This is a genomic window from Pseudomonas sp. ICMP 3272, from assembly GCF_001466905.1.
Lineage (GTDB): Bacteria > Pseudomonadota > Gammaproteobacteria > Pseudomonadales > Pseudomonadaceae > Aquipseudomonas > Aquipseudomonas amygdali.
Window position 1 is genome coordinate 93,561 of sequence record NZ_LKEK01000043.1, and the last position, 20,785, is coordinate 114,345.

Annotated in this window: 16 protein-coding genes and 1 pseudogene; 14 read left to right on the top strand and 3 right to left on the bottom strand. The window is 59.4% G+C overall.

Annotated features, from left to right (window positions below; all coding sequences use genetic code 11):
- Positions 1-2 precede the first annotated feature (2 nt).
- From AO068_RS09710 to AO068_RS09725, 4 genes are all read left to right on the top strand, one after another.
- A complete protein-coding gene (locus tag AO068_RS09710) occupies positions 3-557 on the top strand; it encodes a YecA/YgfB family protein (RefSeq protein ID WP_005734812.1) in 555 nt (184 codons plus the stop codon).
- A gap of 75 nt (positions 558-632) precedes the next feature.
- Positions 633-1,967, top strand: a complete 1,335-nt coding sequence (gene pepP / locus AO068_RS09715; protein WP_058408245.1) for a Xaa-Pro aminopeptidase — start codon at positions 633-635, stop codon at positions 1,965-1,967.
- Entirely contained in the window at positions 1,964-3,151 is a 1,188-nt protein-coding gene (gene ubiH / locus AO068_RS09720; RefSeq protein ID WP_058408246.1) for a 2-octaprenyl-6-methoxyphenyl hydroxylase, read from the top strand. The genes pepP and ubiH overlap by 4 nt, the downstream gene beginning before the upstream one ends.
- 51 nt (positions 3,152-3,202) lie before the next feature.
- Positions 3,203-4,441 (top strand): 2-octaprenyl-3-methyl-6-methoxy-1,4-benzoquinol hydroxylase, encoded by a 1,239-nt coding sequence (locus AO068_RS09725; protein WP_058408247.1) that lies wholly within the window; start codon positions 3,203-3,205, stop codon positions 4,439-4,441.
- Positions 4,442-4,489: 48 nt separating this feature from the next.
- Here the strand turns inward: AO068_RS09725 and AO068_RS09730 are convergent, their stop codons facing one another.
- Entirely contained in the window at positions 4,490-5,482 is a 993-nt protein-coding gene (locus AO068_RS09730; RefSeq protein ID WP_058408248.1) for an AraC family transcriptional regulator, read from the bottom strand.
- A gap of 635 nt (positions 5,483-6,117) precedes the next feature.
- On the opposite strand from AO068_RS09730, the gene AO068_RS09735 reads away from it, so the two are divergent.
- The 4 genes from AO068_RS09735 to AO068_RS09750 all read left to right on the top strand — a co-directional run bounded on the left by AO068_RS09735 (position 6,118) and on the right by AO068_RS09750 (position 10,181).
- Complete coding sequence (locus AO068_RS09735; protein ID WP_058408249.1) at positions 6,118-7,401, top strand: MFS transporter; 1,284 nt, start codon at positions 6,118-6,120, stop codon at positions 7,399-7,401.
- Positions 7,402-7,615: 214 nt separating this feature from the next.
- Positions 7,616-8,197, top strand: a complete 582-nt coding sequence (locus AO068_RS09740) for an alpha/beta hydrolase (protein WP_005734806.1) — start codon at positions 7,616-7,618, stop codon at positions 8,195-8,197.
- An 80-nt stretch (positions 8,198-8,277) separates the two neighbouring features.
- Positions 8,278-9,228: a sigma 54-interacting transcriptional regulator gene (locus AO068_RS09745; RefSeq protein WP_058402781.1), complete on the top strand. Its 951-nt coding sequence runs from the start codon at positions 8,278-8,280 to the stop codon at positions 9,226-9,228.
- Positions 9,229-9,398: 170 nt separating this feature from the next.
- Positions 9,399-10,181 (top strand): MetQ/NlpA family ABC transporter substrate-binding protein, encoded by a 783-nt coding sequence (locus AO068_RS09750; protein WP_058402782.1) that lies wholly within the window; start codon positions 9,399-9,401, stop codon positions 10,179-10,181.
- Positions 10,182-10,346: 165 nt separating this feature from the next.
- On the opposite strand, the gene AO068_RS09755 is transcribed toward AO068_RS09750, so the two are convergent.
- Positions 10,347-11,606 carry a lipase family protein gene (locus AO068_RS09755; protein ID WP_058408250.1) on the bottom strand — a complete coding sequence of 420 codons (1,260 nt, stop codon included), beginning with the start codon at positions 11,604-11,606 and terminating at the stop codon, positions 10,347-10,349.
- Between the two features lie 116 nt (positions 11,607-11,722).
- Between AO068_RS09755 and AO068_RS09760 the strand changes: the two genes are divergently transcribed.
- Positions 11,723-12,949 (top strand): MFS transporter, encoded by a 1,227-nt coding sequence (locus tag AO068_RS09760; protein WP_058408251.1) that lies wholly within the window; start codon positions 11,723-11,725, stop codon positions 12,947-12,949.
- A 149-nt stretch (positions 12,950-13,098) separates the two neighbouring features.
- On the opposite strand, the gene AO068_RS09765 is transcribed toward AO068_RS09760, so the two are convergent.
- On the bottom strand, positions 13,099-16,197 hold the full coding sequence (locus tag AO068_RS09765) for an autotransporter domain-containing protein (protein WP_058408252.1): 3,099 nt from the start codon (positions 16,195-16,197) through the stop codon (positions 13,099-13,101).
- Between the two features lie 217 nt (positions 16,198-16,414).
- Here AO068_RS09765 and AO068_RS09770 point away from each other — a divergent pair, with 217 nt between their 5' ends.
- From AO068_RS09770 to AO068_RS09790, 5 genes and pseudogenes are all read left to right on the top strand, one after another.
- Entirely contained in the window at positions 16,415-17,311 is an 897-nt protein-coding gene (locus AO068_RS09770; protein ID WP_058402787.1) for a TauD/TfdA dioxygenase family protein, read from the top strand.
- Between the two features lie 16 nt (positions 17,312-17,327).
- Positions 17,328-18,209: an ABC transporter ATP-binding protein gene (locus tag AO068_RS09775; RefSeq protein WP_058408253.1), complete on the top strand. Its 882-nt coding sequence runs from the start codon at positions 17,328-17,330 to the stop codon at positions 18,207-18,209.
- Between the two features lie 91 nt (positions 18,210-18,300).
- Positions 18,301-19,167 (top strand): ABC transporter permease, encoded by an 867-nt coding sequence (locus tag AO068_RS09780; RefSeq protein WP_010413585.1) that lies wholly within the window; start codon positions 18,301-18,303, stop codon positions 19,165-19,167.
- Positions 19,168-19,205: 38 nt separating this feature from the next.
- The gene (locus AO068_RS09785) at positions 19,206-20,225 is read left to right on the top strand and encodes an ABC transporter substrate-binding protein (RefSeq protein WP_058408254.1); all 1,020 of its coding nucleotides are present in this window, start codon (positions 19,206-19,208) and stop codon (positions 20,223-20,225) included.
- Positions 20,226-20,330: 105 nt separating this feature from the next.
- Positions 20,331-20,785, top strand: a pseudogene (locus tag AO068_RS09790) (transposase); the annotation flags it as partial.

Genomic DNA, 20,785 nt, shown 5'->3' on the forward strand with positions numbered 1-20,785 from the left:
CCATGCCCATTCAGAATTCTCCGTACAAAGCGTTCGCCACTCTGCTTAACAGTGGCGGTCACCAGGTATCCCCTGCCGAGCTGCATGGCCTGCTGCTGGGGCGTAGTTGCGCAGGTGCCGGTTTCGACAACGAAGGCTGGTTTGCCGATGCTTCGGTGCTGCTGGAAACCGAGCCGCAAGACAATATCCGCCAGGCGCTCATCGGCTTGCAAGAGATGGTCAAGGGCGAACTCACCGGTGACGACATGACCGTCGTGCTGTTGCTGCCGGGCGACGAAGAGCCGCTGACCGAGCGTGCTGCCGCGCTAGGCCAATGGTGTCAGGGGTTTCTGGCAGGCTTCGGTCTGGCCATTGGCGACAAGACCCTCGGCACCGAAGCCAAGGATGTTCTTGAGGATCTGGCGGCCATTGCCCAGGTTCAGGACGCACTGGACGAGTCCGAAGACGGCGAGACCGACTATATGGAGGTCATGGAATACATGCGCGTAGCGCCATTGTTGCTGTTCACCGAATTCAATGAGCCTGCTGCGCCGCAACCCAAGCCTTCTCTGCACTGATTGCCCATCACTGCGACACCGCGCCGCGCTGACGACAGTGCGGCCCGGTAGACTCCATCAGGACTCCTGCTGCCCATGATTCAGATCCCGAAGTCCGAATACGCCCGCCGCCGCAAGGCTCTGATGGCTCAGATGGAGCCGGACAGCATTGCCATCCTGCCCGCTGCTGCGGTTGCCATTCGCAATCGTGATGTCGAGCATATCTACCGGCAGGACAGTGACTTTCAGTACCTCAGCGGCTTTCCCGAGCCGGAAGCGGTGGTGGTGCTGATTCCCGGACGCGAATATGGCGAGTACGTTTTGTTCTGCCGTGAACGCAACCCCGAGCGCGAATTGTGGGAAGGTCTGCGCGCCGGACAGGAAGGCGCGATCCGCGATTTCGGTGCAGACGATGCATTCCCGATCAACGACATCGACGAAATTCTGCCGGGCCTCATCGAGGGCCGTGACCGGGTGTATTCGGCGATGGGCAGCAACCCTGAATTCGACCGGCACCTGATGGACTGGATCAACGTGATCCGCTCCAAGGCGCACCTCGGTGCTCAGCCGCCCAAGGAATTTGTCGCGCTGGATCATCTGTTGCACGACATGCGCCTGTACAAATCGGCGGCGGAAATCAAAGTCATGCGCAGCGCGGCGGACATCTCTGCGCGTGCCCATGTGCGAGCAATGCAGGCCTGTCGCGCAGGCCTGCACGAGTTCAGCCTGGAAGCCGAGCTGGATTACGAATTTCGCAAGGGCGGTTCGAAGATGCCTGCCTACGGCTCGATCGTGGCCTCGGGGCGCAACGGTTGCATCCTGCATTACCAGCAGAACGATGCCGTTCTCAAGGATGGCGATCTGGTGCTGATCGATGCGGGCTGCGAAATCGACTGCTATGCCAGTGACATCACCCGGACGTTTCCGGTGAGCGGCAAGTTTTCTCCCGAACAAAAAGCCATCTACGAGCTGGTGCTCAAGTCTCAGTATGCGGCTTTCGAGGCCATCGGCCCCGACAAGCACTGGAACCAGGCGCACGAAGCGACGGTCAAGGTGATTACCGCAGGGCTGGTCGAGCTGGGTTTGCTGCGAGGCGACGTCGATCAGTTGATCGAGAGCGAGGCCTACAAGATGTTTTACATGCACCGTGCCGGTCACTGGCTGGGCATGGATGTACACGACGTCGGTGAATACAAGGTCGGCGGCGAGTGGCGTGTACTGGAGGTCGGCATGACGCTGACTGTTGAACCCGGGATCTACATATCCCCCGACAATCTGGACGTCGCGAAGAAATGGCGAGGTATTGGTGTGCGAATCGAAGACGACGTGGTTGTAACCAGGCAGGGCTGTGAAATTCTGTCCGGTGGCGTGCCCAAGACCGTCGCCGAGATCGAGGCGCTGATGGCGGCTGCAAAGGCACAGGTCGCATGAGCCGCTTTAATATCGCCATCGTCGGCGGCGGATTGGTGGGTGCAAGTCTCGCGCTTTCACTGCAGGCCGGTGCCAAGGCGCGCGGCTGGAAAATCGTGCTCATCGAACCCTTCGCGCCGGGTGAGGCCTGGCAGCCCAGCTACGATGCGCGTTCTTCGGCACTGTCGTTCGGCTCGCGACGCATCTATGAGCGGCTTGGCCTCTGGCAGCAGATATCCCGCCGCGCCGAGCCGATTCTGCAAATTCAGGTCTCGGACCGTGGCCGCTTCGGAGCTACCCGTTTGTCTGCGATCGAAGAGGGTGTTCCGGCGCTCGGCTACGTAGTCGAGAACGCCTGGCTCGGTCAGGCACTGTGGGCGGCGCTGGATCGTGATGTCGTCAGTTGGCGTGTGCCGGCCGAGGTCAGGCACATGCAGCCGCTGGCCGATGGTTATCGCCTGAGCCTCAGTGACGAAACCGAACTGGATTGTGATCTGGCCGTGCTGGCCGATGGCGGTCGCTCCAGCCTGCGCGAGCAGCTGGGTATTGGAGTGCGGCAACGGCCCTACGACCAGCATGCGCTGATTGCCAATATCACGCCGAGCGAAGCTCACTGCGGGCAGGCGTTCGAACGTTTTACCGAGGACGGGCCGATGGCGCTGCTGCCATTGCCGGAAAATCGCTGTGCGCTGGTCTGGACGCGTCCGGGCAACGATACCCAGCGCCTGGCCGAGCTGGACGACCGCAGTTTTCTGGAAGAGCTGCAGGGCGTGTTTGGCTATCGCCTGGGCACGCTGCGTCAGGTCGGTGCACGGCATGTCTACCCCCTGGCGCTGATTGAGGCCGAAGAGCAGGTGCGTTCGCATCTGGTGATTCTGGGTAATGCGGCGCACAGCCTGCATCCGGTTGCCGGGCAGGGGTTCAATCTGTCCTTGCGTGACGCCGATGCACTGGCCGAGACGCTGCTGGACAGCGCCGCGCCGCCCGGTGAGTTGTCTACTCTGCAGCTCTACCGTGAGCGTCAGCGTCAGGATCAGCAATTGACCGTGGGCTTCTCCGACAAGGTGACACGCCTGTTCGGCAGCTCCCGGTCGGCGGTTGCCGCCGGGCGTAACGTCGGGTTGCTGGGCCTGGACCTGTTGCCAGCCGCCAAGCGCTGGTTTGCCCGTCAGGCGATGGGCCTGGGGACTCGATCCGATGTGTGAATCACACACTTTAAACACACGGCTTCGGCCGCAAGCGAGAACGGTTTGACCATGGAAACGCGCGCAGATGTGCTGATTGTCGGAGCCGGAATGGTCGGCAGCGCCCTTGCTCTTGCATTGGAGGGCAGCGGTCTTGATGTGCTGGTGGTCGACGGTGGGCCGCTGAGCGTCAAACCCTTTGACCAACACTCAGCTTTCGAGCCACGAGTCAGTGCCTTGTCGACAGCCAGTCAGCGAATTCTTCAGCGGCTGGGCGTATGGGAAGGCATCGCGGCCCGTCGCATCAGCCCGTACGCGCACATGCAGGTCTGGGATGGCAGCGGCACCGGGCATATTCACTTCTCTGCCTCCAGCGTGCACGCTGATGTGCTGGGCCATATCGTCGAGAACCGTGTGGTGCAGGATGCGTTGCTCGACCGCCTGCATGACAGCGACATCGGCCTGCTGGCCAATGCGCGGCTTGAGCAGATGCGCCACTCCGGAGATGACTGGCTGCTGACCCTGGCCGACGGTCGCCAGTTGCGCGCACCGCTGGTGGTGGCGGCCGATGGTGCCAATTCGGCGGTGCGCCGCCTGACCGAAACGCCGACCCGTGAATGGGATTACCTGCATCACGCCATCGTCACCAGTGTGCGTACCGCTGATTCCCACAGGAAAACTGCCTGGCAGCGTTTTACCGACGACGGCCCCTTGGCTTTTCTGCCACTGGAGCGTGAGGGCGAGCACTGGTGCTCTATTGTCTGGTCAGTCACACCGGCTGAAGCCGAGCGCCTGATGGTACTGGAAGATGACCTGTTCTGTCGTGAACTGGAGCAGGCATTCGAGGGGAGTCTGGGCCAGGTAGTGTCTGCCGATGAGCGCGTTTGTGTGCCACTGCGTCAGCGTCATGCCAAGCGTTACGTTGCCAGGGGGTTGGCGCTGATTGGCGATGCGGCACATACCATTCACCCGCTGGCCGGGCAGGGCGTGAACCTGGGTTTTCTCGACGCAGCCGTGCTGGCGCAAGTCCTGACCCACGCTGCCGGGCGTGGCGAACGCTGGTCTGACCTGCGGGTGCTGGGCCGCTACGAGCGTCGTCGCATGCCGCACAACCTGGCATTGATGGCCGCAATGGAAGGCTTCGAGCGGCTGTTTCAGGCCAACCAATTGCCACTGCGCTGGTTGCGTAATACCGGTTTGAAAATGGTCAACCGGATGCCCGAAGCCAAGGCACTGTTCGTGCGCGAAGCGTTGGGGTTGTCGGGAGATTTGCCTGAGCTGGCGCGGATTGAGCCCGCCACTACCCTATAGGGTCGGATGCGGAGCTTCGGCACGATAGTTGATGATCGTTCCTCATGCTCAGCGCACCAATCCGTTGCGATACTGCCCTGGTGTCAGTCCGGTCCAGCGTTTAAAGGCGCGGCTCAGGCTGGTGGTGTCGGTAAAGCCCAGCAGGTAGGCGATTTCGCTCAGCGAGCTTTGCGGATCGTTCATGTGCAGCAATGCCAGGTTCTGGCGGCATTGATTGAGCAGCAGGTCGTAACAGCAGCCCTCGTCGGCCAGATGACGTTGCAAACTGCGCGTGCTTAGGTGGAGGGCTTCGGCGATGGTTTTTGCGGTGGGCTCGCCATCCGGTAGAAGGGTTTCGATGGCCGAGCGCACGCGCTGTTCCCAGATCAGCGAAGGTAACGGATCGCCCCTGGATTCCTGCCCGTTTACCTGTACCGGGCCGTCGTCCAGGTGGCTGTCGAACTGATCACCGCCAAATTCCAGCAAATTCTCCTGCGCCGCAAACATCACCGGTGAGCGGAACAGATCCTGCCAGGGCTGCGGATTATCAGGTGCGGGACGTTGCAGATGCACCGCCAGCGGCGCGTAGCCCCTGCCTAACCGGTTGCGGCAGGTGCGCACATAAATGGCGGCGAATGCATCCAGCAACTCATGAGCGGGTAGCTGACACGATTTCGGCGTGCCGAAGCGGAATTCATAGCGCTCGCCCACCGTTCTGAAGTCCAGCTCCAGAGAGTCCTCAGCCATTGAGCGGTAACGTACGATGCGTTCGAAAACCTCACGCAGTGAACCGCTGGCCACCAGCGTATAGCCCAGCGCGTGGAACGACGTGGGGCTGACAAAGCGCGAGACACGCAAACCCAGGGTTGGATCGAGGCAGGCCTGTACCGCTCGCTGCCAGAGGTCGGCGGTGATGTCTGAGGGAAACTGTGCGCCGGGATCACCCAGCATACTCGGGTCTATGCCAGCGCTCTGGCACAACGCGTTGCTATCCAAGCCCAAGGCATCGAGCTGCTTGCGCAATGCAGGGGTCCAGCTGGCGAGACTGCTTGGCTCAGGCATGTGGACGCCTCTCCCTGACATGAGGTGATTCAGCGTCGGGCTGTGCCGACATGGTTTCGCGGGGCATTTCCGTTGCCTGACGCCGTGACCAAGAATGAAAGCTTTTGTGACAGTTGTACAAGTCTTTAGACACGTTTCTTGCCATCGGGCGGCAATCGTCACGTGTCAGGGGCGTCGGGCAGCGTTGAATAGGTCAAAGCGGCCTATGAATATGCTTCGATCAAGCAGTTGTCGTATAACAAAAAAACCGAGCCTTTTCAGTAAACCTCCGCGGGCCCTTTTCTTGAGGAAGCCGAGCGATGATGTCATTTGACACTGGCACGGCAAATGACTATAAATGCGCCATGTTGTACGACAACCTAAGACTTGCAGAAAATTACAACCACAAAAATAATTCAAAGAGTAACAAGTCCATGACCAGTCTGATTTCTCAGGCAATAAAAAGGTTTATATCCCCCGTTTTTTCGACTTTTTCGCACGATTGTCGGCGAATTACCTCGATAACCCTGCCTGGAACGCCCGTAACCTGAAGTTACATAAAACCAGCCGCCTCACGGTCATGGCCGCGGGACGCTCATCGCCAATCTAAAAATAAACAGGGTGAAGAGATGAAAATAAAAGGCATTCGGTGGTGGATGGTGGGGCTGGTAACAGCTGGCCTGGTCGTCAACTACCTTGCACGCAACACGCTGTCCGTCGCAGCGCCGACGCTCATGAGCGAACTGAGCATTTCCACCGAGCAGTACGCGCACATCGTTGTCGCCTGGCAGCTGTGCTACGCCATCATGCAACCGGTGGCGGGCTACATCATCGACGCCATCGGCACCAAGATGGGCTTTGCGATTTTCGCCATTGCCTGGTCGGCTGCCTGCGCTGCCGCAGCGTTCGCAACGGGCTGGCAGAGCCTGGCCATCTTCCGTGGCATGCTCGGGCTGACCGAAGCGGCGGGTCTGCCCGCAGGCGTCAAGGCCACGACCGAATGGTTTCCAGCCAAGGAGCGTTCAGTCGCCATCGGCTGGTTCAACATCGGCTCGTCGTTCGGCGCATTGCTTGCGCCCCCGTTGGTGGTCTGGGCCATTCTGCAAAGCGGCTGGGAGCTGGCGTTTCTGATTGTCGGTGGTCTGGGCATCGTGTGGAGCGGGCTATGGCTGCTGTTGTACAAGCACCCGCGTGACCAGAAGCGTCTGGGCGATGCCGAACGTGACTACATCCTCAGCGGCCAGGAATCGCGCCTCAAGGATGCACCTGCTCAGAAAGGCAGCTGGAAACGCCTGTTCAAGAACCGTAATTTCTACGCTATCGCTTCGGCGCGCATCCTGTCCGAGCCGGCCTGGCAAACCTTCAACGCATGGATCCCGCTGTACCTGATGACCGAGCGCCACATGAACATCAAGGAAGTCGCGATGTTCGCCTGGCTGCCGTTTCTGGCGGCTGACATCGGCTGTGTACTGGGCGGCTATCTGAGCCCGCTGTTTCACAAATACTGCAAGGTTTCGCTGTTCACATCCCGCAAGATGGTCATGCTGTTCGGCTGCTCATGCATGATCGGCCCGGCCTGTATCGGGCTGGTCGAAAGCCCTTACACCGCTATCGCATTGCTGTGCATCGGTGGTTTCGCGCACCAGACACTGTCCGGCGCACTGTACTCGATCACCTCCGATTCGTTCGGCAAAAACGAGGTTGCCACGGCGACTGGCATGGGCGGGATGTTCGGTTTTCTGGGCGCTGCAGCGTTCACCATGGTGTTCGGTGTGCTGGTCACCAAAATCGGTTACAGCCCACTGTTCGTGGTACTGGCGATTTTCGACATCGTCGCCGCCATTGTGGTGTGGACCGTCGCCCGTGAAGTACCGCAAAACGACGAGGCCGTGGCGCTGAGCGTTGACGAATCGGGTTCTCGAGCTGTTCCCGCAACCTGAGGCCGTCGTAATCCTGTAACGAAGCGCGGATATTCTCTGCTCTGAAAGTGATTTTTTATTAGAGGCCGTTCCTCGAAGGCAGGGGACGGCTTCTTTTTTTGCCTGATAGCTGATATTCGTTTTAGGAATTAATAAATAGCTTCTTATTCCTTAGCGAATATAACTTCCATCCCTATACTCGTCTCATGAACGCATACATGCAGGAGGCGAATCCATGCATAACGAGTCGATCCGGTATCTGATCGTGCCAGGCTGGCAAGGGTCTCCTGATGATCATTGGCAGACCCACTGGCAAAACAGCCTGCCCAACAGTACGCGCGTGGAACAGGCCGACTGGCTCAAACCACGCCGTGAGGACTGGGTGGGCGAGTTGCAACGCACGATTGCAGCACATAGCACGCCGGTGATCCTGATCGCTCACAGCCTGGGTTGCGTGACAGTCGCGCATTGGGCACAACTCGCACCGCTGGAGACCCTGCGTCAGGTGCAAGGTGCGTTGCTGGTAGCACCTGCCGACGTCGAACGTCCGAATTGCCCGCCTGCATTGCGTAATTTTGCGCCGATCCCTAATGATCTGCTGCCGTTTCCGACACAGATTGTCAGCTCTGACAATGACCCTGCGGTCAGCTCTCAGCGCGCTATGGAAATGGCCCGTCACTGGGGCGCGGAAGTCGGATTTCTGAGTCAGGCCGGGCATATCAACGTCAAGTCCGGTCATCAGCGCTGGGAGCAGGGGTTCGCCTACCTGTACCGGCTGCAAAACCGTCTGGAGCAGCATGCGCGTCGTCGCGCATGAGCGGCAGCTTGTTTATCGACCCAACGGGTCCTGTCTTTTAAACGCTTGAGCCGTCGCAAGGGCTCAGGCGGGAGTGTGTCATGAGCCTTCACGAAAATTTCGGTCAGCCGCTGCTGACTTTCCCCGATGCAGAAAAAAGCCCGCTGAGCATTCGCGCTAAAGCGCTGGTATTCATAGACCCGCGCTCGCGCCGTTTACGCGAAGAAATGGAACAGCTGGCACCTCGTTCGCTGCCGGTCTTGATCCGTGGCGAGTCCGGGACCGGCAAGGAGTTACTGGCGCGGCATATTCATCGCGGCAGTGATCGCTCGGGCTTGTTCGTTTCAGTCAACTGCGGTGCCATCAGTCCGACTTACGCCGATGCGGAGTTGTTCGGTTATGCCGCTGGAGCGCACAGCGGTTCGGTCAGCAGTCGGGCCGGCTGGTTTGGCTCGGCCAACGGCGGCACTTTGTATCTGGATGAGATCGGCGACCTGCCGCTGCCGATTCAGGTCAAGCTGCTCGCCGCCCTGGAAAACCACGAAGTCACGCGAGTTGGCGCGCACCAGCCGAGCCCGGTCGATGTGCGTCTGGTAGCCGCCACCAGCATCGATCTGGCGCAGGCGGTGGCTGCCGGAAAATTTCACGAGCGGCTTTATCACTACCTGAGCGAGGGGCGTCTTGACCTGCCGGCGTTGCGCGAGCAACCGGGCAACATCTTGCCGCTGGCCGAATATTTTGTCGGTATCTACAGCCAGCGCCTGAGCCTGCCTGTGCAACTGATCAGCGAAGACGCGCAGCGCACGCTTGAAGCCCACAGCTGGCCCGGCAACACCCGTGAGCTGGAGAACGTCATTCACTTTGCCTTGCTGGTCAGCAGCGGTGATGAAATTCGGGCTGAAGATATCAATCTGCCGGATATTGCCGCGCCGCTGACGCTGATCGAGCGTCAGGCAAAACTATTGGTTAGCGGCGGCGATCGAGAACAGCTTTGCGCGCTGCGGCGATTGCTCGAAACGGTAACGTCGCAGCTTGAGCAGAACCCTGCGTGAAGGCTTGAGACAAAAAGATATAAGTACTCGATTAAAAAGTCTTTTATCGGAATATAAAATCTCGGTAATGTCAGCATGATGTCGCAGGGTTTGGATCGCGCGACGGCAAACCATTGAGTAATAAAGCGTCATTTTCTGATGACGCTCTCGGATTTCGCTAAGGACATTGCATGAAAAAGACGTTTCTGATGACCGCGCTGGCGGCTGTGTTTTCGATTGGCCTGGCTCACGCGGGCGAAAAGCTGGTAGTCGGCGCGACGCCCGTACCGCACGCGGAAATCCTTGAGCTGATCAAGCCGACCCTGGCCAAAGAAGGCGTGGACCTGGAAATCAAGGTCTTCACTGACTACGTGCAGCCAAACGTTCAATTGAGCGAAAAGCGCCTGGATGCCAACTATTTTCAAACCAAGCCTTATCTGGATGGCTTCAATAAGGGCAAAGGTACCAATCTGGTGACTGGCGTGGGCGTACACGTCGAACCGTTCGGCGGCTACTCCAGCAAGTACAAGAAACTGGCTGATTTGCCTGAAGGCGCAACCATCGCCATTCCAAACGAAGGCAGCAACGCAGGCCGCGCGCTGTTGCTGTTGCAAAAAGGTGGCCTGATCACCCTGAAGGATCCGACCAACGCCCTGTCCACGCCGAAAGACATCGCAACCAACCCGAAGAAATTCAAATTTCGCGAACTGGAATCGGCTGTACTGCCACGTGCGTTGAAGCAGGTTGACCTTGCCCTGATCAACACCAACTACGCGCTGGAAGCCAAGCTCAATCCGAAGAAAGACGCGCTGATCATCGAAGGTGCCGATTCGCCGTACGTTAACTTCCTCGTCACCCGCGAAGACAACGCTCACACCGACGCCATCGAAAAACTGTCGAAAGCGTTGACTAGCCAGGAAGTCAAAGACTTCATCAACAAGAAGTACGACGGCGCGGTACTGCCTGCGTTCTGACCCACTGAGTGTCGTGCGTAATCCAACTATCGTGCGACGCTTCGCGTCGCATGCCGTTCTGGACGCTCTGCGTCCTCTTTCGAGCATGTGGCGCGGCACAGATCTGTGACGCAGAGTGTCACGCAAGGCACTTCGACGCTGGAGCGTACCGTACGATAATCTCGTCTATCGTGCGTCGCTCCGCATCGCCCCACAATTCCCCGCCATAAACGCCCCTGAAAACGCTTTCTCGACAAAGCGTGTCGAGTCCGGCATAGAGCCATTCACTGCGCCGGAGTGATCCAGCTGCGGGTAGTAATGCCACTCGATGCGGTCGCCGACCTTGCACGCGTCTTTCACCAGCGCGATCTGGCTGTGAACAGGTGAAATGACATCCTTGCCCCCTGTGCCTATAAAAACCGCAATGTCCGACTTTAGCGTCGGGTAGTCCGATTGGCGATTGACCTGATCAAGCGCCTTATCGGGTGAGCGTTTGAAACTGTTATTGAATGTCAGTCCATCCGCGACCACCTTGCGCTCGATGGCTTGCAGGCATTCACGCTGACTGGTTTCGAACGCAGGCTTCGCGCGGTCGCTCAGGTAATCGGCAGGATGCAGCGACGGGTCAATCAGCGCGGCAGTACTCAGTCGCAACAGGTTATAGGCCAGCGATGGCGTGACCTGATCGCGGAAGGTGTCCGGTCCGGCATGTTTCTCACGCGATTGAGCCATCGGATACGGCGTGCCGGTCGCGACTACACCGACAATGTTCAATTCGGGCGCATAAGTCTTCTGGTAGACGGCCGTTGCGAAAGCGGCGCGGCCACCCTGCGACTGCCCGAACACAACCACCTGCGAAGACAGATTGAAGTCCGCCTTCTGAACCGCCCGAATGCTGTCGAGAACGCCATACGCCAACGGACTGCTCAGCCCGAACGGGTGCAGCCCCGGCGTGCCCAAACCCTGGTAATCAGTAGCCACAATCGCATAGCCACGCCCGAGCCATTCATTCAGATAGCGCGTGTCGCGATCACTGCGCCCGGCAAAGGAAGGCGCACAGATGTCCGCGCTACCAACCGTGCCATGTGCCCACGCCATCAGCGGCCATCCGCCTTTTGGCGGCTCACCCTTGGGCATGAACAAGGCTCCTGACACTGCGACTGGCTGGTTGTTGAGCCCGTCTGTCGAGGTGTACAGGATGCGGACATTCTGTCCGGCATTCTCAAGGCTCTGTTTGGCCGTCAGCGGTTCCGAGCGCAGCAGTTGGCCCGGTGTCGACGGCACTTTATCCGGCCATGTGTAGAATGCGGGAACACCGCCTTCGCCCGGGTCTGACTGGGCAGCGGCGACAGTTTTCATGGAAGTGCCTGGCACTGCGCTGCAAGCTGCGAGCAGGACCATCAACAGGGTGGCCAGAACGGCCGAATACCTTGGCGATGAGTTCATCGGTATTTCTCCACAAGCTGACAGGAGAGGGCGCATCAGCATTGATGTATCAAGCCGATTATGACCTGAGCGATGATAACTGTCGCACGCGCTGCCAGTATTGAACGGAGTTCTCCATGCGCAAGGATTACCTCGCTTTCTTCATCTCGCTTTTCCTGTCCAGGCTGGCGGATCAGATCCTGTTGTTTATTGTGCCGCTGGTAGTGTTCCAGACCACCAACAGTGCTTCATGGGCGGGGCTGGCGTTTTTCGTCGAATCGTTACCGAGGTTTCTCGCGTTTCCGTTGTGCGGCGCGCTGTGCGACAAGTATTCGCCTATCAGAATTCTGCACATCAGCCAGGTCTACCGGGCATTGCTCTGCGTGCTGGCGATGGTGCTCTACGCACTCTTTGGTGGCATTGGATGGCTCGTGGTGCTCTCGGCATTGTGCGGGGTGCTGACCACGCAAGGCATCATGGCGCGCGAAGTGCTTATGCCGCATATCTTTCAGCACTACAGCTACACCAAAACGTTGTCCTATTCCCAGATCGCCGACCAGTCAGGGCTGGTCCTCGGGCCGCTGGTAGCGGCACTGATGCTTGAAGTGTGGGCCTGGCACTGGGTAGTGCTCTGGATCGCCGGACTATTCCTGCTGGCAGACCTCAGCATGTTGGCGTGGCAACGTCTTGGCCGTTTTAAGCTGGAAGTGTTCGAGCAGCATCAAGACATCTGGCTGCAGCCCTTGCGGATTGCGTTCGGGCATATCCGTGGCCTGGCAGAATTGAAAAAGATCATCACGCTGGCAGTAGGGGTCAACCTGATCGTCGGTGTAACTCTGGCGACCTCGGCAGCCATGGTCATCGGCGAGTACAGCGCAGGCAAGGATAACTACGCAGGGCTGCAGGCGGCGGGGGCAGTGACCACTATCGTGATCCTGTTCTTCCTGGCCCGTGTGGTGCTGCCTTTGCGGGTGCTGGGCGGTGTCGGGTATTCAATGATCGCGATCGGGGCATTTATCAGTGCCCTGAGTCCGAACCTGATTGGCTATGTGCTGGGTTTTCTGTTGATCGTCGGCTTCGACAAGATGTTCAACGTCTACATGCGCACCATCCGGCAGCGGGTGATACCGCCCCAGGACTTCGGCAAGACGGTGGGCGTTATCACACTGCTTAATAACATGTCCCAGCCCTTGGCAGGTTTGCTGGTGGCCTTGCTGGCCGCACCCTTGGGCACCCGGCAGGTCATCCTGATTCTGGCCGTGCTGACGAGCGTTATCGGGGCGGGTGCCCTGTGGTGGTTTGCAAAAGCCCGCGGCCCGTTCCCGGCTTCGATTGTTGAGGCGAATCGGGAGGCCGGGAAATGAAAATGGGGCTGAATCCGTTTCGCTGAATCTGGATGGAGTCAGGGCTTTTGAGGAAAGGCATTAACACTAGCGAAACACGCAAGCCGCTTGGGGTATGAGTCCCGCATGCTGCCCTCTGAACCTACAGAGAGCAGCACCATTACCTGCCTTTAAAACGCCAATGTCATCCGGGCATTCAGTGACTGATCCGAAGCATCGTTGCTCACCTGACCGTCGTAACTCAGGCCCACGCTCAGCGTATCGCTCAACCCCAGGTCGACACCTGCGCCGAGCACTGCGGCGCTACGGGCAATCGGTGCACCGGAGAGTTCGAAGGTGCTGCCGCCGCTGAAGGCTGAGCGGCTTTCCGGGGTGACGTCACCGTAGGCGCGACGCCAGCCCAGTGTGGCGTTGGGTTTGATCGTCACGCTGCCAGCGTTCAAGCGAGTGGCAGCGCGCAGGCCCAGGGTGCTGAAGGTGATGTGGTTGTTCTGGGACTTGTTCTCCAGGCTGATGGCGTTGCTGTTCTCGTCAAATGCGTCGGTGTCGAGGCGCACATGGGCGAGGTTGGCGAAGGGTTCGAGCAGCGCATTGCCCATTTCGATGGAGTAGCCCAGTTCGCCGAAGACCTGATTGGTCGCTGCTTTGTAGTCTTCCTTGAAGTGCTCGGACGAGCCCGGCAGGTCCAGCGTGCGCTTGGCGGTCAGTTCATGCCAGGTGCGCACTGCGCCGAGACGCAGGCCCAGTTGGCCCCATTTCGCGCCGCCATAAACGCCCAGGTGGTAGTTGTCGCTGTCGGTGGAGCCGGACGCATGGCGCAGGTCGAAGCTGCTGTTGCTGAAGCCTGCCAGCGCGCCCACACGCCAGGTGTCGTCGAGCGGTACGTCGGCGCCGAACAGCAGGCCGCTGGTGCGGGTTTCGAGGCCTGAAGCGTCGCGGCTGCTGTCGGTTTGACCGGTCGCGCCGATGGCTTGAGTCCACACCACGCCACGCGAGGCATCACCAGCCAGGGTTTGCGTAGTGCTGCCGAATGACTGCGCGGACTGCGCCTGCTGCATGCGATCGTTCATGGCGTTGCGCACCAGACGGCTGTCTTCGATCAGCGCAGATTGAGTCGATGCGTGCAGCTCGTTGGACAGAGCCTTGAAGGTCGCCTGTGCGGTTGCTGCGTCGTCCTGCACCACCTGTCGCCACAGGGCATTGCCTGCCCCCACGCTGTCGAGCCCCTGAGCAACGGCACTGGCATTGCGCGTGGTCGCCAGACTGGCGAAGGTTTGTGCGTTGCGATTCAGCGTCAGCCCGACGTCTGTCGCGGTGTAGTTCAGCGTCGGCGTAAGGAACGCGAAGTTGGTTTGCACGGCCGCAAATGCACCGCTGACGCCACCGGCTGCGGAGATAATCGAGTAACGGCTTGCTGCTACCCAGTTACCGCCTTCAACCAATGACAGCGTGCTGTTATTGATGGTCGCACGGCCGCTGGCGACGATGCGGTCGGCATTGCCATTGGCGTCCGACTCCACTTGGTAAACCGAGCCCTGAGCCAGATTGACGTCACCGTTGACGTTCAACTGGCCCACCGAATTACCCGGTGCAACCACACCGCCCTGAGCGACGTTGATGCCGCCGACGGTGCCGTTGCCCCCCAGCGTTGCGCCTTGCTGCACGCTGACGATGGAGTTGCCGAGGTTGCCATTCACTGCGAGGCGACCGGCCTGCACGGTCGTCGCGCCGGACAGGCTGCTGTTGCCGGTCAGGTTAAGCGAACCGGCACCGCGCTTGATCAACGCGCCGCTGCCCGCCAGGGTGTTGGCGAGGGTGTCGTTGGTGGACTGATCGACCACCAGCGTTGCGTTGTCGGTGATCGTGCCGCTGCCGAAGGCCTGGGCATGACCGGTCAGGGTGCCGCCGTTGATCAGCGTGCCGCCCGAGTAGGTGTTGTTGCCGGTCAGGATCAGGTTGCCCGTGCCGTTCTTGATCAGCGCACCGCTGCCGCTGATGTCGTTGCGCCAGGCGTCGATGGCGTTATAGCCGCCCAGGCTGGCGTTCATGTTGACGGTGACGTTGGAATTGAACGCGCCGTAACCATCGCCTGCGGCATACAGGTTCAAGCGACCGTAGCCACCTGACTGATCGATCACTGCGTAGCCCGACGACAGCTCAGTGGTCGCCAGAATCTCGCGGCGCTGGCTGGCGTCCAGGTACGGGAAGCGTGTTTCCAGCAGCACTTCAGCGTTGGTCGGCACGACCGGCGCGAGATTGGTCGGGCCGACCGGGTCGAAGCCGTAGGTCATGCGCGCGGTATACAGCGCCTTGTCCTGCGCATGCTGGGAAGTGCGATCGGTGGCCGGGTCGATGGCCGTCATGCAATTGTTGACGTCGCCGCCGCACTGAGCGGTGAAGTAGGCCAGCGCCTGCGCGCGAGCATCGGCGCGCAATTGCGTGTTGGCGGAATTGGACAGGTTGTCGATGGCGAAATAGGTCGCGGTGATTCGCCCGCCCATCACGTCGAAGGGCGAGTGCATGCCCGCTTCGATGCGGTTGTCGCCGATTTCCGAAGCACGCAGCATCAACTCGCTGAACCGCTCGGGGATCGCGTAGGCCAAGGCGTAGGCTGACAGGTAGGCAGCGTTGGTGTGCCCGCTGGGGAAGCCCGAGTCACTGGCCGGCGTGGTGCTTTCGGCCGGGCGCAGGGACGGCGCGACGACGAATGCCAGGCTCTGTCCGTCGAGGCTCTGCCGCCATGGCCGTGGATACAGATAGTGGGACTTGGCCGGGGTCGTGGAGGCATCGTTACGCACGGCACCGACCAGATCGACCACCTTGCCCAGCGCCGAAGATGAACTGCCTGCGCCATTGCCCTTGTCGTCGTACCTGACGGTTTTGTTGCTGTCGTCGAATTGCGTGATCGTCGTGAACGCGCCCGCGCCGGCTTTGTAAGCATCGCTCAGCGAGCCCAGGCCGCTGATGGCGCTGTAGCTCTGGTCGCGGCGGTCATCGAAGTAGGCGGCGGTTTCCTGCGCCAGCGTGCGCGAGTTGGCGCGGTCGACCACGATCTGCAGGTTGCGTCGCAGCAGGCTCTGACCGAGGGCAGTCGGCGTGCCGGTGTCCCAGGTCGCACCGGTCGTCCACAGGGTGTTGAACCCGGAGAGCAGGTCGACACCGTTTATACGATTGTCATTGGCACGGCTCGCTGCCTGAACCGAGACGGCAAGCAGCGAAAGTATCAATGACGACACCATTACATGGGCAACCGGTTTATTGGATCGCATAGCTGGCGCTTCACTCGATTCGGATGAGGCGCCGACCCTAGCAAGGCGGTCTTACACTTGGATGTATCTGTCGTGACACATTTATGCTGGCTGACGCTACACAGTGAGCCTGCGAAAAATTCAGCACTATGGATATTCCTTAACGGTATTTAAATTCTCTTTCTTATATCTATAGAGTTTCGTCTTTCAGTCACACTGTTCTGGAGTCGGAGTTCTCATGCCAGCAGCCTCCCTCGCTTTATCGCCCGCTCAACCTGCTTCGCAATCGTTCGAAGTGCGTCCATTCACCGGAAAGGTGGGCGCTGAAATCGTCGGGCTGGATCTGTCCAGACCGTTGAACGACGCAGATTTTGCGCGAGTGCATCAGGCGCATCTGGATTACCACGTTGTGGTGTTCCGCGATCAGCAGATCACGCCACAGCAGCAGGTCGATTTCAGCCGTCGTTTTGGGGTGTTGCAGATCCACGTGCTCAAGCAGTTTCTGCTGGCCAACCATCCGGAAATCCTGATCGTTTCCAACATTGTCGAGAACGAGAAGCCTGTGGGGCTGGGTGATGCCGGTAAATACTGGCATTCGGACCTGTCTTATAAAGAGCTGCCAAGCCTGGGTTCGATGCTTTACGCACAAGAGTTGCCGAGCGAAGGTGGCGACACGCTGTTCGCCGACATGCATCAAGCGTGGGACACCTTGCCGCAACACCTGCGTGATGCCGTCGAAGGGCGCTCGGCGGTTCACAGTTACACCGCGCGCTATGCCGAGGGCCATAACGCGGCCAACTGGCGTCCGACCCTGACCGCCGAGCAACTGGCCCAGGTGGTCGAAGTCAGCCACCCGATTGTTCGCACGCATCCTGAAACCGGTCGCAAGGCGTTGTTTGTCAGCGAAGGTTTCACCACCCGGATTCTTGATCTGCCGGAAGACGAGAGCCGCCAGATTCTCAACGAGATCTACGCCCACAGCGTGAAGCCCGAGCACATCTATAGGCATCAGTGGCAAGCCAACGACATGGTGTTCTGGGACAACCGTTCCCTGATTCACCTGGCTGCCGGCTGCCCGGCCCATCTGCGACGCAAACTGCATCGCACGACCATTCAAGGCACCGCGCCATTTTGATTCAGGAGAGCCGTTCATGAATGCTGTCGCGCAAGGCCACACGGCCAGCACGAGCGCCCAACCGCAACCGACTGTTCAGCACACCACTGAAGCCTTGTTGCACGTTCGTGGTGTAAGCCTTGAATACCGCACGCCAGAGCGCGTGGTACGGGCGACGCATCAGGTCAGTTTCGAGGTCGACCCGGCTGATCGTTTCGTCTTGCTCGGCCCGTCGGGCTGCGGCAAGTCGACGTTGCTCAAGGCGGTGGCCGGGTTCATTCAGCCCAGCGAAGGCGAGATTCGTCTGGCCGGCCACCAGGTCAGCGAGCCCGGTCCGGACCGCATTGTGGTGTTTCAGGAATTCGACCAGTTACCGCCTTGGAAAACCGTGATCGAGAACGTCATGTTTCCGCTGCTGGCGTCACGCACCCTGAAGCGTCCCGAGGCGCTGGAGCGCGCTCGCTATTACCTGGAAAAAGTCGGCCTCAGCGCGTTTGCCGATGCCTATCCGCATACCTTGTCCGGTGGCATGAAAGCACGCGTGGCAATTGCCCGAGCCCTGGCCATGCAGCCGAAAATCCTCTTGATGGACGAGCCGTTCGCCGCGCTTGATGCACTGACCCGGCGCAAGATGCAGGAAGAACTGCTGGAGCTATGGGACGAGGTGCGTTTCACGTTGCTGTTCGTTACCCATTCCATTGAAGAAGCGCTGGTGGTGGGCAACCGCATCCTGCTGTTGTCACCGCATCCGGGCCGTGTGCGAGCGGAAATCAACAGCCATCAATACGACCTGAAAAGCCTCGGCGGCGTTGGTTTCCAGCAAACCGCGCAGCGTATTCATCGCCTGTTGTTCGATGAGGGCGATGCCGGGCCGGTGGAGCAGGATCTGAATTTTCAGGACATCCGGATTGCTTACTAGGCGACTGCCTTGATCGTTCCCACGCTCCGCGTGGTAATGCCTTTCAGGACGCTCCGCGTCCTATCTACACGATTACCGGGAAACCCGAACCATGAGCCTCGCACCTCCCGCTCGCGAAGAATATGAAATCACGCTGGAGCCTTTCACTCAGGAAGACCTGGCCCGCGATCTACCGCTGGCACAGCGCATCTGGCAACTGGGCTGGGTGCGCAAATGCGTCATCATGATCGCTCTGGCGGTGATCTGGGAACTGGCTGCACGTTTGCAGAACAACGACCTGCTGTTGCCGAGCTTTCTGCAAACGGCAGCCGCCTTTTATGACGGGCTGATTTCCGGCGAGTTGCCGGGCAAGGTCTGGATCTCCCTGACCGTACTGATTCAGGGCTACTTGATCGGCATCGTGCTGGCGTTCGCCCTGACCACGCTGGCAGTGTCTACGCAACTGGGCCGCGACCTGCTCAGCACGCTGACCGCCATGTTCAACCCGCTACCGGCCATTGCCCTGCTGCCGCTGGCGTTGCTGTGGTTCGGGCTGGGGCAGAACAGTCTGATTTTTGTTCTTGTGCATTCGGTGCTGTGGGCGCTGGCGCTCAATACCTACGCAGGTTTTCTCGGCGTTTCGGAAACCCAGCGTATGGCCGGGCGCAACTATGGCCTTAAGGGCTTGCGCTTTGTCTGGCACATCCTGATTCCCGCTGCGCTGCCATCGATCCTCGCCGGCTTGAAAATCGGCTGGGCTTTCGCCTGGCGCACGCTGATCGCCGCCGAGCTGGTGTTTGGTGCGTCGTCCGGCAAGGGCGGGTTGGGCTGGTACATCTTCCAGAATCGTAACGAGCTGTATACCGACAAGGTTTTTGCAGGTCTGGCGGCAGTCATTCTCATCGGTCTGCTGGTCGAGAACCTGCTGTTCGCCAATATCGAGCGCCTGACCGTCAAGCGCTGGGGCATGCAGCGTTGAAGCACCATCTTTTTTTGAAAAATCAGGGTGAGAACCACATGACAACAGCATTTCATCGTCCGGCGCTGACTGCATTGGCGGCGACACTTGGCCTGTTCGGTGCCCTGCTCAGCAGTGGCGCGCAGGCGGAAGGCAAGATCAGCATCGCTCAGCAATTCGGTATCGGCTACCTGATCCTCGACGTGGTGCGCGATCAGAAACTGATCGAGAAACATGGCAAGGAGCAGGTGCTGGACATCAAGGTCGACTGGAACAGCATCTCCGGCGCCACCGCGATGAACGAAGCGCTGCTGGCCGGTGCGCTGGACGTGGTGTCGGCAGGTGTGCCGCCGATGCTGACCGTCTGGGATCGCACCAAGGGCAAGCAGAACGTCAAGGCGATTGCCTCGCTGGGTTCGATGCCCAACTACCTGCTGACCAACAACCCCAACGTGAAAACCATCAAGGACTTTACCGACAAGGACCGCATCGCTGTGCCGGCTGCTGGTGTGGGCTTTCAGTCGCGTACCTTGCAGATCGAGACCGCCAAGGTGTTCGGTAACGACAACTACAAGAAATTCGACAACATCTCGGTGAGCCTGGCGCACCCGGATGCCACCGCAGCGCTGCTGGCGGGCGGTTCGGAAATCAACTCGCACTTCTCCAGCCCGCCGTTCCAGTATCAGGCGCTGGAAAACCCCAACGTCCACAAAGTGCTCAGTTCCTATGACGTGCTGGGCGGTCAGGCGACGTTCAACGTGCTCTACACCACCGAGAAATTCCACGACGAGAACCCCAAGACCTACAAGGCGTTCTACGACGCGCTGGCCGAAGCCGAGAAGATCATCAAGGCCGACAAGCCCGCTGCCGCACAGACCTACATCCGCGTCGAGCAATCGAAACTGCCGTTGCCGCTGGTAGAGAAAATCGTCGCCGACCCGGAAATCGACTTCACCGTTACCCCGCAGCGCACCTTCATCTACGCCGAAAAACTGCATGAGCTGGGCGTGTTGAAAAACAAGGCGGCGAGCTGGAAGGACTACTTCTTCGAAGAAGCGCACGGCACCGAGGGCAGTTGATCGGCGCGGTTTGAAGATGACGCGGAGCGTCATGAAGGGCATTCCCACGCTGGTGAACTGCCCCCAAGAAGTTGGACACCAATCCGACCTCATGGGGGTGTTCAAATGGGTAAGTATTCAGAGCAGTTCAAGCTCACTGTCGTCAAAGCGTATCTTGAAGGCAACATGGGCTTTCGTATGGTAGCCCGCCAGTTCTCAATCGATTTCAGTCTGCTTCGACGCTGGGTCGCTAACNCACAGGCGTGAACACAAGCTGTCGCTCCGTCAGGCCGCTGCGCATTTTGGTATCGGGGATCCCGGCCAAATAGTCATTTGGGAAAAGCGGCATTACAGTAGCGGTACAGCCCCGTATGTTCCTGCCAGAAGAAAGCCTGTCGCCATGCCAAAGAAGCCTTATCCCGCCAAACCAGTAACCGCCGACGATACGCAGAAGACGCGCGACCAGTTGATGAGCGAGCGTGAATATCTGCGGATGGAGAACGCTTACCTAAAAAGGTTGGAAGAGCTGAAGGAGCAGAAACGACGGCAACCGAAAAAGCCCTGATCATCAAGCAACTGAG